The sequence below is a fragment of the Bacillus sp. FSL K6-1338 genome (assembly GCF_038006965.1).
Lineage (GTDB): Bacteria > Bacillota > Bacilli > Bacillales > Bacillaceae_G > Bacillus_A > Bacillus_A thuringiensis_S.
The window spans coordinates 4,341,060-4,355,489 of record NZ_JBBOWI010000001.1; the positions used below are offsets into that span (position 1 = coordinate 4,341,060).

Genomic DNA, 14,430 nt, shown 5'->3' on the forward strand with positions numbered 1-14,430 from the left:
GAATGAATAGTCATTCATATTCTTATAATACTGACTATTTAGAAAAGTGTCAATCCTATTTTTTCAAAAAGAAAGGGCCTTAGCCCGTTTGCTCATCCTCATTCTTTCTCTTCTCTTCATCCATTAAAATACGGCGTAAAATTTTCCCTACTGTCGTTTTCGGCAATTCATCTCTAAACTCATATACTTTCGGCACTTTATAAGCCGCTAAATATTTACGTGCAAACTGATTTAATTCTTCCTCAGAGCACTCCGTACCTTCTTTTAACACAACAAATGCTTTAACTGTCTCTCCTCTGTACGGATCTGGAACTCCAATTGTCACTACTTCTTGCACTTTTTCATGCTCATATAATACTTCTTCAACTTCACGAGGATACACATTAAATCCACTCGCGACAATCATATCTTTCTTGCGATCTTTTACATAGAAGAATCCATCTTCATCCATGTATCCAACGTCACCTGTATGGAGCCAGCCATCTTGCAATACAGCCGCTGTTTCCTCTGGCTTATTCCAGTATCCTTTCATAATTTGAGGACCTTTCACTACAATTTCCCCTATTTCTCCTGGTGGTAATGCCTCACCAGTTTCAAGTGACATAATGATTGCCTCTGTATCTGGCCACGGAACTCCAATGCTACCCGGCACTCGCTTTTCCCATAAAAAATTACTATGTGTAACCGGAGATGATTCTGTTAAACCATATCCCTCTACTAGTTTACCACCTGTAACTTTTTCGAACTTTTCCTGTACTTCTACTGGCAGTGGTGCTGATCCACTAATACAAGCACGAATAGAAGAAATATCGTATTCTTTTAAAAGCGGGCTATTTAAAAGAGCGATATAAATAGTTGGAGCCCCTGGAAACAATGTCACTTTATGCTTCTTAATCGCTTCAAAAACCATTTTCATATCAAACTTTGGAATAAGGACCATTTTGTATCCTTGCATAATACTTAAATTCATAACAGCTGTCATACCATAAACATGGAAAAATGGAAGAACCCCAAGGACGACTTCTTCACCTTCGTTACAATTATATAACCAATGCACTCCCATCAAAGTGTTAGAAACGAGGTTTTTATGCGTTAACATAACTCCTTTTGGAAATCCGGTTGTTCCTCCTGTGTACTGTAAAAGAGCTAGATCATTTTCAGGATCACAAGGCACCTCAACATTCGTATTCACTTCTTTTTCTACTGAATTCCAAAGATGAATCGTTTCACTCTCTGATACTTTCACAACTAAATTCGACTGTTTTTTCTGCACAAATGGATACAATAGATTTTTAGGGAATGGTAAAAAGTCTGCAATACGAGTTACGATAATATGCTCAATTTTTGTAGCAGATTGAACATTCGTTACTCTTGGAAACACTAAATCGAGACAAAGAATTACTTTTGCTCCCGAGTCATGAAGCTGATATTCTAATTCCCTTTCTGTATACAGTGGATTGGTTTGTACTACGATACCTCCCGCAAGTAATGTACCGTAATAACCAATTACAGCTTGCGGACAATTCGGCAACATAATAGCAACTCGATCACCCTTTTCCACACCGAGCTTTTGAAGATAATTTGCAAACCTCTTCACCTTATCATGGAAGTCCGAAAACGTAATATCCTTCCCTAAAAAGTGAAGCGCTTTCTTTTCTGGGTAGCGAGAAGCCATCTGTTCTACATATCCATGAAGTGGCTGAATATCATAAGAAATCGTACTAGGAATTTCCTCTGGATAACTTTTCAACCATGTTTTTTCCACCTTCATTCCCCCTTCAAATACATAAAAAATAAAGTGAAACTTTAATCAGTGGGGATTTTTCAGCCCCACTGATTATTAGCCCACACCAATCGGGATTTTACGGGCAGTTAATCACCCAGCTAACTTCTTTACTTTCGCTGAATTTTGAGGCGGGATCTTACTGCCCGTTAATGCGGGATAAATGAATGTTCATTCATGATGGTTATTTTCATTATATTATAGTCACCATAGCGTTACAATCATAATATTCTGACTTTTTATAACTATGCTTTACTTCATTAACTTCTTATTATATGTAGAAACTCTCCTAATCTTAAAAGAGTAAGAGAGTTTGTCATTAACTTAATCTTATAATCGTTAATACCGCTCCTGGGGTAGTTGTTGATAATGTCGCAACAGCTAACAAACCAAATAATTGCAAACTAATTGCACTCCCCGCCGCAAGGGTCGTAATAATTGTCGCACTAAATGATGTCGTTGCTAATGCAGGAGAATTAATAGTCCCAGCAAGCGGTGCCCCATTAATTGTAATTCGTGAACTAACTAATAATGAAGCGGTTATATTAATTGTATATGAAATATAATAGTTCCCTGCATTTGCAACCGTAAATACTGTGTTCCCCCCAGACACTGTAATACCTGGACCGATATTCTGATTGTTTGGAAGCGGGACATTTGTTCCACCTAGTAGTACCGATATTGCTGTTCCCGACGTATTATTTGCAAATGCGTATGTTGCCGTTATACTTGTGCCTGTTGGGCCTGTCGCTCCCGTTGGGCCTGTTGCTCCTGTTATCCCTGTCGCTCCCGTTGCCCCTGTGTCGCCTGTTACTCCTGTCGCCCCCGTTGGGCCTGTGCCACCTGTTGCTCCTGTTGGACCCGTTGCCCCTGTTATTCCTGTCACTCCTGTTGGGCCTGTTGCTCCTGTTATTCCTGTCGCTCCCGTTGGACCTGTATCGCCTGTTACTCCCGTCGCTCCTGTTACTCCTGTCACTCCCGTTGCCCCTGTGTCGCCTGTTACTCCTGTCGCTCCCGTTGAGCCTGTTGCTCCTGTTATTCCTGTCGCTCCCGTCGGACCGGTTGGACCAACCTTAGGAACTGTCCCATCGCAACTAAAACAGCATGAATCAACATGTACACCATTTTGATTATTACACCCACAATATCCATTTATGTTATTGCTCCATGAAGACATGTTGATCACTTCCTTTACATTCGATCTTTTTAGCGTAATCACCGAATCAAAAAACACCTATCTAAATAACAAAGAAATACTTAGCCTAGTGGGGGATAAAACACAGATTTCCTCCATACATTCTAGTAATTATTACATGCGATTCACTCTCCTTTTGCTTGTACTTTCGCCCCATCTCCACAGATTATTAACCATACACATTACGCTTTCGTACACAGACAAGTTCCCATTTAAACTTTCCACATTCGCCAATCTTTTTAGTAAAGAGGCTGATTCTTCATAAATAGCAACTATAATATATAAAAATCCGTATAACTTGTTATTTTTATTCAAAATTTTAAAAAAATATTGACACTTAAATTATCCTCATAGTATGATTTGGGTGTTGTAATTGATAACCATTTTCACTTATGGTGCTAGTTACAAAAAACACTTAATTTGGGGGCAGAAGATGAAGAAAATTCTCAGTATTTTCATAGTAGTTCTTCTATTCGCTGTTGGATGCGGACAGCAAAAAGAGGAGAAAAAGGAAACAAAAGCGGACAATAAAAATCAAGCTATAACAATTAAACACGCTGAAGGGGAAACAAAGTTAGATAAACCAGCGAAAAAAGTAGTTGTACTTGAGTGGGTATATTCAGAAGACTTATTAGCACTTGGTGTTCAGCCAGTAGGGATGGCAGACATTAAGAATTATAATAAATGGGTAAATACAAAAACAAAACCAAGTAAAGATGTTGTAGATGTAGGGACACGTCAACAACCAAACTTAGAAGAAATTAGCCGTTTAAAACCAGATTTAATTATCACAGCTTCATTCCGTAGTAAAGCAATTAAAAATGAATTAGAGCAAATTGCACCAACAGTTATGTTTGATCCATCAACAAGCAATAACGATCACTTTGCTGAAATGACAGAAACATTTAAACAAATTGCAAAAGCAGTTGGAAAAGAAGAAGAAGGTAAAAAAGTATTAGCTGATATGGATAAAGCCTTCGCTGATGCAAAAGCAAAAATTGAGAAAGCAGACTTAAAAGATAAAAACATCGCAATGGCACAAGCATTTACTGCTAAAAACGTACCAACATTCCGTATCTTAACTGACAATTCTTTAGCTTTACAAGTTACAAAAAAATTAGGTTTAACAAATACTTTTGAAGCAGGAAAATCTGAGCCAGATGGTTTCAAACAAACAACTGTAGAATCATTACAAAGTGTACAAGATTCAAACTTCATTTACATTGTAGCGGATGAAGATAACATTTTTGACACTCAACTAAAAGGCAACCCTGCTTGGGAAGAATTAAAGTTCAAAAAAGAAAACAAAATGTATAAATTAAAAGGCGACACTTGGATTTTCGGTGGTCCTGAGTCTGCAACATCTTTAGCAACACAAGTAGCAGATGTAATGACAGCGAAGAAGTGATTACACAATGAATAGCCTACAACATACACTTCGAGCAAGTCTTGTATTCGGAGGAGGAGCAGCTCTCTTGCTCCTCCTTTTCTTTATTCATATCGGACAAGGTCAAGCAAACATTTCCTATAGTATGATTATTGATGCTCTTATCTCACCGAACCAATCACTAGAGCATCAAACTTTAATTATGCTTCGATTACCTAGGGCCGTAATTGCCATTTTAGCTGGAGGTGCTCTTGCTGCATCTGGGGTCATTTTACAAACATTAACGAAAAATCCACTTGCTGAATCCAGTACAATGGGTATTCACTCTGGCGCATATTTCTTTCTAGTAGCGGCTACAATTTTTTTACCAAAAGGTCTGCAAATTAATTCACTTCTTTTCACATTTATCGGCGGTGCTATTACCGCTTTATTTGTATACCGTATTTCTGGTGGAAAAAAGGGAACCCCACTTAGAATGGCACTAGCTGGTATGGTCGTTACATTAATGCTTTCTGCCTTTACTGGAACGATGCAGCTTTTCTATGAAAATGAAACAGCTGGTTTATTTTTATGGGGAGCTGGATCTCTTATTCAAAATAACTGGGATGGCGTTCAATTTGCTTTTCCATTTATCATTATTTCTTTCCTAGTTTTACTATTTATGTCTCGTAAACTCAACATTCTCTTACTTGGTGATGATGTCGCTGTTTCTCTTGGTGAAAAAACAGCAGTAACACGTCTTATCGCCTTCATTGCTGCGATCTTTTTAACAGCAGTAATTGTAACTGTTGTTGGACCAATTGGATTTGTTGGCTTAGTTGCACCACATTTAATGCGTCTTATTGGCTACCGTCAACACTTTACTCTCCTTCTCTCTTCTTTCTTATGGGGAGCTGTACTATTACTTGGAGCTGATGTCGTTGGTAGACTAATAGATCCAACTGGGGCTGAACTTCCTGTCGGAGCAGTCACGGCAATGATTGGATCACCTTGGCTTATTTACTTAGTCTATCGAATGATGAAATCGAAACAATATATGAATGATAACGGAGCGAATGCAGCTGGAGCTAGTTCTCGCTATTACTCTTATAAAAAGGTAATCATTATCTCTATCACACTTTGCATTGTGACAATTACTCTTGGTGTTACAATCGGTAGTAACGCTTATATCGAAAGTATTACAAATGTTATATCAGGACAATTAACACAATTTGATAAAAATATGATGATGAACCTTCGTTTACCAAGAATGCTCGTTGCTGCTATTGCTGGCGCATGCCTTGCAATAAGTGGGCTTGTTTTCCAAGGTATATTACGAAACCCACTCGCCGATCCTTCTATTATTGGTATTTCATCGGGAGCTGGTGTTGGTGCTTTAACTATTATGTATGTCTTTCCCGCACTTCCTGGTTTCTTCCTACCAATTGGTGCATTTATCGGCGGACTACTTGCAGTTGGAATTGTTCTCTTCTTCTCATGGAAATCAGGATTTAGCCCAACAGCCCTTGCTTTAATAGGAATTGGTATTTCAGCTCTCGGTTCAGCGATTATTCAAATCTTTATCGTTAGAGCAAATTTGAACGTTGCTGCTGCTTTAACATGGCTATCAGGTAGCACGTATGCAAGAGGATGGAATCACTTAGAAAATATCATTCTATATCCATCGCTAATTCTTGTATTCATTATCTTTTTCTTAATAAAACAACTTGATGTTCTCGTACTTGGAGACGATTTAGCAACGGGACTCGGGCAACCAGTAAATAAAACGCGCCTTGCCCTCATTGTGTTAGCAACACTACTTGCATCTGTAAATATCGCAGCTGTCGGTACAATTGCCTTTCTAGGTCTTGTTGCGCCACACTTAGCACGAATCGTCGTTGGTATGAATCATCAAAGATTATTCGTTTGCTCCGCACTATTTGGAGCAATCCTTCTTTCCATTGCTGATTTACTCGGACGAACAATTGCATATCCGAAAGAAATTCCTTCTGGACTTGTCGTTGCTGTACTTGGAGCACCTTATTTCTTATGGTTGATGAGGAAGAGTGGGAAGAAGGTTAATTAAAAAGGAGGCTTCGTTTTAGAAGCCTCCTTTTTATATACTAAATAAAGTGAAACTTTAATTAGTGGGGGGTTTCTTCATCCCCGCTGATTATTAGCCCACACCAATCGGACTTTTATGAGCAGTGGATCTCCCACCTAACTTCTTTGCTCCAGCCGAATCTTGAGGTGGAAGTTTTACTGTCCGACGAATAGCCGGATAAATTACTCTGATCTCACTAATTTCACAGATTTAGTACTCCCCATAAACTCATGATGTACAGTTAATGTGTTCTCCTCAATTTTCAAATCAGCCTTATGCTTTATTTCCCCCACTAAAAATACAAGCTCTACAGAAATAATCCCTTGGTCCACACTTAATATTCGAAAGTCTCCTATAGTAGTCCCTTTCCCAAAAATATTATGTTCCATAAATTCTCCGCCTGTTTTCTCACTATTAATAGATTCTATTTCCAACCCAACTGGCCTGTCTGTACTTTCTGATGACATCCAAGACCCCTTTAACTTTCCAATATCAGCCTCTTTTTTCTTTTCATTTTTTAACTCTTCCTCTTTTTTCTTAACTTCTGCTTGTTGAGTTAGTAAGCCATCGATTTGCTTATTCAGCTCTTCGGCCCGTTGATTTTCCGAAATAAATTGTTGATTTTGGCCAGTATCGTTAACAATTTTATTTACTATCCCTTTAGCCTCTTCATACTTTTTATCACTCTTTAACTTCTCTGCCTTTTCCAATTGACCTATATATTGACCTTTTAACTCTTTATGCTCTATGAGCGAATCTTTTTGTTCTTTCGCTTGACTTTGAAGGATTGCGGAACCATCTTTCATCTTTTCTACTTCTTGAAACAAACCTATTGCTTGTTCTATATTTCCACTCGATTTCTCTTTTATCGAACTTATCATCTTAGTAGTTTGGTCTTTTAATACCTTTGCTTCTTTATCATCCTTTTTCTCTTCTAATGCTAGCTCAAATGATGCTACTGCCGTGTCATATTCTTTACTCGCTAACGCCAATTTCCCTTGATCCATTGCTTTTTTATAGGTTTCATTGCTACATCCTACCATTAAAAATAAAATTATGATTCCTAAAATCAATCTTTTCATAATATCTCCCTAAATTAATATAATTCTATATACACTCAATAGTATCATAAAATTTATATATAAAATTTTAAATACCATCATTAAAACATAAAGGGAACTTGTCATTTCTTCTCGAACTTAATCTATGAACATAAGTAGAGGGGGATAACAATAATGTACCAAACAATTGAAGGCTTTTTACAATCATGGACATACGAAGCAGAGTCTACTCAGAAAATGCTTGATTCATTAACCGATGCATCTTTATCACAGGAAATTGCACCTGAACATTGGACTTTAGGAAGAGTTGCTTGGCATATCGTGACGGCAATTCCTGTGATACTATCTGGCACAGGGCTAAAGTTTGAAGGAGAAACGACAGATTATCCTGTTCCAACTTCTGCAAAAACAATTGCAGATGAATACCGTAAAGTAAACGCGGCTTTTGTTGAAACACTTCAAAGTAAATGGACTGATAAAGACTTAGCTACTATTAATGACTTCTTTGGTCGCCCTATGCCGAATTCTATATTTTTAATGACACTCATTAATCATCAAAATCACCACCGCGGGCAAATGACGGTTTTAATGCGACAAGCCGGCTTAACAGTTCCTGGCGTATATGGTCCCGCAAAAGAAGAATGGGCTGCGGCTGGAATGGAAGCTCCTAAAATGTAACGACAAAAAAGACAAGATGTTTACATATCTTGTCTTTTTCTGTAACTTGTTTCATGTGAAACTTTATAATGCATCTTCACTCTCAATATTTTTAATCCCAAAATAAGCAATCACCATACCGATCGCTGCAAATGTGAATTGAAGAGGTAGAAAAGTCGCTATCGGAAATATTGGCTGGTTATTAATTGCGATTGACACAACAATAATAGATGAAACAATTGTAGTTGGCACTGAACGTTTACGCATTCCGAAATATAGCGGGATTAAACTTATTCCCGCAGTTGCAATGGCTAAAGGAACAAGATTTATTCCTTCTTGCACTAATTGATCTACTGTAAATGGATTAGGAAGAATTGAAAAATAACTATCTATCCCAAAGAAAACTCCTACTATTAAAATGTTAGATACAATAACTGTTATAAATGTTAATGTCGCTGTAATGACCAACTTACTAATCATCATTTTTCTCCGATTAATAGGATAAGAAAACATAAGTATTATTGTTTTATTTTTATATTCACCAATTATTAACCTTGCGATTAACACACTACCAAAAACAATAAATGTTGCTCTTACTAATGTACTAGCCGTTAACAACATCATCTGCGGATCTCTTATTTCCGGATCACCTTCTACTTGAGCAACGATGCTCGTAAAGATCATTAATGCCAGTATAGTAATATTTGCAATAACTGCCCCTTTTACGTACCAGCCAAGCTTAAATTTTTTCAATTCTAGCTTCATAAGACGTAACATGATAGTCCTCCTTTCCCCTGAAACACCTTAACCCCCAAAACCACACTAGCAATTGTAATAAGTAAAATTGCAATTACTATTATCTTTTTCACCATTCATACCCCAGTTCGTTGTTGTTTTAAGCTTACTTCATGCCACATCAACCTTGTCGATTTTACGATAAGATAGATAACTAATGAAAATCCCTAATAAACAGAGCACAATTGGGATAGCTATAAAATCAAACATACTTACTTGACCGTTTCCAGCCCCAACGTTACCACTAATCAGCATACCAATTATTACTGCGGAAGTAATCGTTGTAGGTGTCGATTTCTTTCTCATTCCAAAAAATAAAGGAATTAAACTTATACCAGATATCATAAATGCACTTATAATAGTAGCTGGAACGATAGCTATTATTTCGCCTATCGTAGCAGGTGTTTCAATCAGTCCCATCATTGGACTCACAAAATAAACGAGCAAACTAATAATGAAAGTAGCGATAATCGTGCTCACAAAACAAAAACAAAAAACAATTGTTAATTTCGCCCTCATTAGCATTTTCCTTTGCAGCGGGTACATAAACGATAGTTGCATTGTTTTGTTCTTATACTCGTCTATTACTAACCGTGATAAAATGACCGAACTAAAAATAATGAATGTTATCCTAATAAAAGTGTTTATTAAAACCATTTGTTGCGTGAAGTCAAAGAAGAGCACGTCTCCCTCGGCTTTAATTCCCAACGCCATAAGGCTTACTGCAGCGAAAATTGCTATAATACAAATTGCTACCCCTTTAAAGTAACTAGATAATTTATGTTTCTTCCATTCGAGCTTCATTAATCTAAGCATACAAACCACTCCTCCATTCTTTATATAACTGTCTTTATGCTGCTAACATTCTAATTCCAGCAGTAACGAAGCTTAACATTCCTATCACTAGTAGAATTAACAACCATTTCCGCTCTGGTTTTCTATAATATAAAATTCCACTTATTAGCATTACGATAAATCCACTTACCAGGTTCAGCCACAGTCCATTAAGCATGAATACCTTCTCCATCCATTACATTTAAGAAATATTCTTCTAAGGAACTATGTTTCTTATTAATACTTTCAATTTCCACATCGTTCATAATAAGTGCTTTTGAAATGGCCTGCTGAGACACTGACGTATCATACACACGAATCATGGTTCCACTCATTATTTTGTAGTTTTTTATACCAAGTTTATCTTCTAAAATATAAGCTGCACGTTTCACATCAGGAACAGTGATTTCAATGTACTCTGTTTGCTTTCCGTTAATACTCTTCATTGAAACTTCTTTTATTAGTTTTCCATTTTGAATCACACCAATTGTATCGGCCATTAATTCCATCTCACCTAAAATATGACTAGAAACTAATAATGTAATACCGTATTCTTTGCAGAGCATTTTAAATAAGTCTCGTAACTCTTTAATGCCAATTGGATCTAAACCGTTAATTGGTTCATCTAAAATGAGCAATTCTGGCTTTGTCACGATTGCCCTTGCAATACCGAGTCGTTGTTTCATTCCTAATGAAAAATCTTTTACTTTTTTATTATCTACCCCTTGTAGTTTCACTAAATGTAAAGCATGGTCAATTGCATTTTTATCGTAGTAGCCCATATATTCACAATGCAGGTCTAAGTTTTCTTTCGCCGTTAATTTATCATAAAAGATTGGGTATTCAATAATTGTCCCCATTCTTTTTAATACTTCATACGATGTATCTGTTAATTTCTCACCGAAAATTTCTATATCACCACTCGTCGGTTTTATTAAATTTGTAATCATTTTCATAATCGTTGTTTTACCAGCACCGTTTGGTCCTAAAAAACCATAAATTTCTCCTTTTTTCACATGCATGTTAACACCGGAAATAACTTCTTTCCCTTTAAACACTTTCGTTAACTGGTTTGTTTTTACTATATATGTCATGTTACTTTCCCCTTTCGCAATACTCTATATTTCTATAATAGACAACAGAAATCTCTTTTTTCTTACCCGTTCCTTACAAATTCCTTACGCTGAAAAAAAGCTTGTAGAATTTACTTCTCTACAAGCTAAAACAGCATCTTTTTTAATACAACTGTAAAAATTGTTTTTTCATAGGGCTTACTAGAAAGATGTATTTCTCCGTCCATCGCTTCCACAAGCCGTTTCGTAATCGTTAATCCTAGACCGCTTCCTTGGTACGATCTATTTCTTGAATCTTCAAGTGTGTACATTCGCTCAAACACTTTATCAATATGAGATTCATCAATTCCTTTTCCTTTATCCCATACGTCTATATACACACTCGTTTCATCATCTCTTAAAGTCATACCGAGTGTCTTTCCATCATCTCCATATGTAATTGCATTTGATATTAAATTATTCAATACTCTGCCTAATACTTCTACATTTCCAAGTGCGTATATATTTCTTTCTGGTATATCAATATGAACCTGAAAACCTTTCGTCGTCACTAAATCATAAAAAGATAAAATCTTCTCGCGGCAAACTTCATTCATATTTACTTTTGTCATTTCAATTGCTTTGTCACCAGATTCTAATTTTGCCAAATCAAAAAACTTATGAATTAGCTCCATCACTTCTAATGTTTTCGTATGCACTTTTTCAAGTAATATTTGTTGTTCTTCTTCACTTATCGTTTTATCCTTATTTAACATTTCTGTATATCCAAGAATAACTGTTAGTGGTGTTTTCAAGTCATGCGAAATATTTGAAAGCATTTTTCTCATCGAAATTTCTACTTTGGCATGATCTGCATTCGTTTTCTGTTTTGCATCTAATAATTGATTAATTGCCACTAATAATTTTTGCAATTCTAGATCATCTGTCATAACGAGTAACGTCTCGCCTGTTTTGTCATTTACAATACTTTCTAACTTTTCATATGTGTATCGTAAATTTTTACTACTATGTTTTCTCATTTTATATTGCATATAAATAACACATAACAATATAAAAATAATACCTATTAACAAATTGACCATATTACATCACTTCCAACTTATAGCCGATGCCCCATAACGTTTTAATATATTCTGGATTAGATGGATCACTTTCAATTTTCTCACGCAATCTTCTCATATGAACATTAATAACGTTATCATCACCGTAATACTCTTCATTCCAAACTAACGTATATATTTGCGCTTTTGTAAATACACGATTTTGATTTTTTACGAACAGTTTTAAAATCTCAAATTCTTTTAAAGTGAGCTTGAGAGGGTTCCCGTTTTTTTCTACAGTAAAATTAATTGGATCGATTGTTAAATCGCCAATCTGAATCATCTTTTCTGTTGTTTCTGTAGCCGAGTATTTCGTAGACCGCCGAATCCCTGCTTTTACACGTGCAGCCAATTCAATCATAGAAAATGGCTTACAAATGTAATCATCTGCTCCAAGTCCTAAGCCAACAGCTTTATCAACATCTGTATCTTTTGCCGACATCATTAAAATCGGAACAGCACTTTTTTCACGAATAATACGTACAACCTCTAATCCGTCTAACTTCGGCATCATTATATCAAGGATCACTAAATCAAAAGATGATTTAAAAAAGGTTTGCACCCCTGCTTCCCCGTCAGACGCCATCGTAACTTGAAAGCCTTCCTTTAATAAATATTTTTCCACCATCTCTTGAATTGAAATATCATCTTCAACTAATAAAATATGATGTGACATATGTCTATCCCCTTTTTTTACAAACATTAACATATCAATTGTATCGCAACGAATGAATGCTGGAAACAGTTATATGAATTTTCAAACCAACTTCCCTTCCTTCCTTAACAATGATATGATGAAATTCACTACGATTGTTCATAATTAACTTTATATAAAGGAGACTTATCATGTCAGAAAACAAAAAAGTAAGCTTAGCTGATTTAATGCGTGAACAACTTGCTAAGAAAAAGCAAGGAAATGGAAATGGTCAAAATGCAAAAAATCAAAACCAAGAAACGAAAAAATTACAAAACCAACAAACAAAGAAGACAAACAACCAACGTAGACGTACAGGTGTGTAAATGAACGGACAAAAACGTTCTAATATCGCACCCGGCCTTGAAGTTGATATTGTATTAAAACAAGATCAACGAACAGGCAAATTAACACGTGGCATTGTAAAAGATATTTTAACAAACTCCCCTTCCCATCCACATGGCATTAAAGTGCGATTGCAGGACGGGCAAGTCGGTAGAGTACAAAATATCGTTCAATAAGAATAGGAGCTCAAGTAAACTCGAGCTCCTTTTTCTTTATTAACCTTTAATTTTCTCGATGAAAACTACTTTTAAATAGTCTCCTTCTTTAAATTGATCAATGGTACGGAAATCTTCTGGTAAAGAATGTTCTTCTAATATTTTATATTTGCCATTCATTTCTTTAAAGGCTGTATCGATAAAGCCTTTAAACTTTTTCATATCGAATGCACTACAATTTGTAGAAGCAACGATAATACCGTTATTTTCTGTAATAGCAATTGTTTCTTTCAATAAATTTTTATAATCTTTTGCTGCACTAAATGTATATTTTTTTGATCGGGCGAAGCTTGGAGGATCAAGTACGACCATATCAAATTTCATCTTTTTCTTAGCTGCATATTTGAAGTAAAGAAATACATCTTCTACAATAATATCTTGTGCTTCATAATCAACTTCATTGACACTAAACTGCTCAATCGTTTTACTTAAACTACGATTTGCAAGGTCAACACTCGTCGTTTTACTCGCTCCGCCAAGCGCTGCAAATACAGAGAAAGCACCTGTATAAGAGAACATATTTAACACTGTTCTTCCCTTTGCATATTTATCACGAATTTGTTTTCGAACGTTACGTTGATCTAAAAATACACCAACCATTGCCCCGTCATTTAAATAAACAGCGAAGTTCACACCGTTCTCTTTTACGATAAGCGGGAACTCACCGCGCTCTCCTGCTACGAAATCATCACCCTCAATATATTTCCCTTTCGTATCAAAACGCTTCTTCTCATAAATGCCTTTAAAGTTTGCTACTTTTTGCAGAGCTGCTATAATCTCATCTCTGAAAGTATAAATCCCTTCACTATACCAACTTACTACGTAGTAGCCGTCATAATAATCGATAATTAGTCCGCCAAGACCATCACCTTCACCGTTTAGGGCGCGGAATGCTGTCGTATCACTTGATTTATAAAATTGTTTTCGTTTATGTAAGGCAGATTTGATTTTACTTTCAAAGAAAGATTGATTAATTTGTTCACTCTCTTTTCTCGTTAAAATCCAGCCGTATCCTTTATTTTGTTTTCCATAATAACCTTTTCCGACAAAGTTGTTCTTCTCATCTACTACTTTGATGATTGTCCCTTCTTCACGAACATCGTTTAAATTTTGAATTGCATCTTTTAAAATAAGTGGATATCCACTTTTAATTTCTTTTATAAATTTCGGTTTTATTTTTATAGTTACTTCTGATCGCATATAATAAC

General features: G+C 36.0%; 15 protein-coding genes. 5 read left to right on the forward strand and 10 right to left on the reverse strand.

Annotated elements, in window-relative coordinates:
- Nucleotides 1-79: 79 nt before the first annotated feature.
- Together NZ044_RS22245 and NZ044_RS22250 are read right to left on the reverse strand one after the other, a co-directional pair.
- Nucleotides 80-1,765 carry a long-chain-fatty-acid--CoA ligase gene (locus NZ044_RS22245; RefSeq protein WP_118961684.1) on the reverse strand — a complete coding sequence of 562 codons (1,686 nt, stop codon included), beginning with the start codon at nucleotides 1,763-1,765 and terminating at the stop codon, nucleotides 80-82.
- A 337-nt stretch (nucleotides 1,766-2,102) separates the two neighbouring features.
- The gene (locus tag NZ044_RS22250; protein WP_086390965.1) at nucleotides 2,103-2,960 is read right to left on the reverse strand and encodes a BclA C-terminal domain-containing protein; all 858 of its coding nucleotides are present in this window, start codon (nucleotides 2,958-2,960) and stop codon (nucleotides 2,103-2,105) included.
- 451 nt (nucleotides 2,961-3,411) lie between these two features.
- Here NZ044_RS22250 and NZ044_RS22255 point away from each other — a divergent pair, with 451 nt between their 5' ends.
- Both NZ044_RS22255 and fhuB read left to right on the forward strand, forming a co-directional pair.
- Entirely contained in the window at nucleotides 3,412-4,386 is a 975-nt protein-coding gene (locus tag NZ044_RS22255; protein ID WP_000722824.1) for an ABC transporter substrate-binding protein, read from the forward strand.
- Nucleotides 4,387-4,393: 7 nt separating this feature from the next.
- Entirely contained in the window at nucleotides 4,394-6,430 is a 2,037-nt protein-coding gene (gene fhuB, locus NZ044_RS22260) for a Fe(3+)-hydroxamate ABC transporter permease FhuB (protein ID WP_001087104.1), read from the forward strand.
- A 200-nt stretch (nucleotides 6,431-6,630) separates the two neighbouring features.
- Here fhuB and NZ044_RS22265 read toward each other — a convergent pair whose 3' ends face one another.
- Nucleotides 6,631-7,530: a hypothetical protein gene (locus tag NZ044_RS22265; protein ID WP_000825582.1), complete on the reverse strand. Its 900-nt coding sequence runs from the start codon at nucleotides 7,528-7,530 to the stop codon at nucleotides 6,631-6,633.
- 153 nt (nucleotides 7,531-7,683) lie between these two features.
- On the opposite strand from NZ044_RS22265, the gene NZ044_RS22270 reads away from it, so the two are divergent.
- Nucleotides 7,684-8,187 (forward strand): DinB family protein, encoded by a 504-nt coding sequence (locus NZ044_RS22270; RefSeq protein WP_000284976.1) that lies wholly within the window; start codon nucleotides 7,684-7,686, stop codon nucleotides 8,185-8,187.
- A 63-nt stretch (nucleotides 8,188-8,250) separates the two neighbouring features.
- Here the strand turns inward: NZ044_RS22270 and NZ044_RS22275 are convergent, their stop codons facing one another.
- From NZ044_RS22275 to NZ044_RS22300, 6 genes are all read right to left on the reverse strand, one after another.
- Nucleotides 8,251-8,943 (reverse strand): ABC transporter permease, encoded by a 693-nt coding sequence (locus tag NZ044_RS22275; protein ID WP_000945187.1) that lies wholly within the window; start codon nucleotides 8,941-8,943, stop codon nucleotides 8,251-8,253.
- Between the two features lie 129 nt (nucleotides 8,944-9,072).
- A complete protein-coding gene (locus tag NZ044_RS22280; RefSeq protein WP_000945208.1) occupies nucleotides 9,073-9,777 on the reverse strand; it encodes an ABC transporter permease in 705 nt (234 codons plus the stop codon).
- 34 nt (nucleotides 9,778-9,811) lie between these two features.
- Entirely contained in the window at nucleotides 9,812-9,973 is a 162-nt protein-coding gene (locus tag NZ044_RS22285) for a hypothetical protein (RefSeq protein WP_000931814.1), read from the reverse strand.
- Nucleotides 9,966-10,889, reverse strand: coding sequence for an ABC transporter ATP-binding protein (locus NZ044_RS22290; protein ID WP_000221121.1), 924 nt, complete (start codon nucleotides 10,887-10,889; stop codon nucleotides 9,966-9,968). The genes NZ044_RS22285 and NZ044_RS22290 overlap by 8 nt, the downstream gene beginning before the upstream one ends.
- Before the next feature lie 125 nt (nucleotides 10,890-11,014).
- A complete protein-coding gene (locus tag NZ044_RS22295) occupies nucleotides 11,015-11,950 on the reverse strand; it encodes a HAMP domain-containing histidine kinase (RefSeq protein WP_000247670.1) in 936 nt (311 codons plus the stop codon).
- 1 nt (nucleotide 11,951) lies between these two features.
- On the reverse strand, nucleotides 11,952-12,644 hold the full coding sequence (locus tag NZ044_RS22300) for a response regulator transcription factor (protein WP_000018046.1): 693 nt from the start codon (nucleotides 12,642-12,644) through the stop codon (nucleotides 11,952-11,954).
- A gap of 170 nt (nucleotides 12,645-12,814) precedes the next feature.
- On the opposite strand from NZ044_RS22300, the gene NZ044_RS22305 reads away from it, so the two are divergent.
- Both NZ044_RS22305 and NZ044_RS22310 read left to right on the forward strand, forming a co-directional pair.
- Nucleotides 12,815-12,988 carry a hypothetical protein gene (locus NZ044_RS22305; RefSeq protein WP_001293576.1) on the forward strand — a complete coding sequence of 58 codons (174 nt, stop codon included), beginning with the start codon at nucleotides 12,815-12,817 and terminating at the stop codon, nucleotides 12,986-12,988.
- On the forward strand, nucleotides 12,989-13,183 hold the full coding sequence (locus NZ044_RS22310) for a YwbE family protein (protein WP_001014310.1): 195 nt from the start codon (nucleotides 12,989-12,991) through the stop codon (nucleotides 13,181-13,183).
- 39 nt (nucleotides 13,184-13,222) lie between these two features.
- Here NZ044_RS22310 and NZ044_RS22315 read toward each other — a convergent pair whose 3' ends face one another.
- Entirely contained in the window at nucleotides 13,223-14,422 is a 1,200-nt protein-coding gene (locus NZ044_RS22315; RefSeq protein WP_001255945.1) for a class I SAM-dependent rRNA methyltransferase, read from the reverse strand.
- Nucleotides 14,423-14,430: the final 8 nt, after the last annotated feature.

Excerpts from the sequence above, each read along its gene's own strand:
- NZ044_RS22265 (WP_000825582.1), bottom strand. The coding sequence starts at position 7,530 with ATGAAAAGATTGATTTTAGGAATCATAATTTTATTTTTAATGGTAGGA.
- NZ044_RS22270 (WP_000284976.1), top strand. The coding sequence starts at position 7,684 with ATGTACCAAACAATTGAAGGCTTTTTACAATCATGGACATACGAAGCA.
- NZ044_RS22285 (WP_000931814.1), bottom strand. The coding sequence starts at position 9,973 with ATGCTTAATGGACTGTGGCTGAACCTGGTAAGTGGATTTATCGTAATG.
- NZ044_RS22300 (WP_000018046.1), bottom strand. The coding sequence starts at position 12,644 with ATGTCACATCATATTTTATTAGTTGAAGATGATATTTCAATTCAAGAG.
- NZ044_RS22275 (WP_000945187.1), bottom strand. The coding sequence starts at position 8,943 with ATGTTACGTCTTATGAAGCTAGAATTGAAAAAATTTAAGCTTGGCTGG.
- NZ044_RS22305 (WP_001293576.1), top strand. The coding sequence starts at position 12,815 with ATGTCAGAAAACAAAAAAGTAAGCTTAGCTGATTTAATGCGTGAACAA.
- NZ044_RS22310 (WP_001014310.1), top strand. The coding sequence starts at position 12,989 with ATGAACGGACAAAAACGTTCTAATATCGCACCCGGCCTTGAAGTTGAT.
- NZ044_RS22255 (WP_000722824.1), top strand. The coding sequence starts at position 3,412 with ATGAAGAAAATTCTCAGTATTTTCATAGTAGTTCTTCTATTCGCTGTT.
- NZ044_RS22315 (WP_001255945.1), bottom strand. The coding sequence starts at position 14,422 with ATGCGATCAGAAGTAACTATAAAAATAAAACCGAAATTTATAAAAGAA.
- NZ044_RS22280 (WP_000945208.1), bottom strand. The coding sequence starts at position 9,777 with ATGCTTAGATTAATGAAGCTCGAATGGAAGAAACATAAATTATCTAGT.
- NZ044_RS22250 (WP_086390965.1), bottom strand. The coding sequence starts at position 2,960 with ATGTCTTCATGGAGCAATAACATAAATGGATATTGTGGGTGTAATAAT.
- fhuB (WP_001087104.1), top strand. The coding sequence starts at position 4,394 with ATGAATAGCCTACAACATACACTTCGAGCAAGTCTTGTATTCGGAGGA.
- NZ044_RS22295 (WP_000247670.1), bottom strand. The coding sequence starts at position 11,950 with ATGGTCAATTTGTTAATAGGTATTATTTTTATATTGTTATGTGTTATT.
- NZ044_RS22290 (WP_000221121.1), bottom strand. The coding sequence starts at position 10,889 with ATGACATATATAGTAAAAACAAACCAGTTAACGAAAGTGTTTAAAGGG.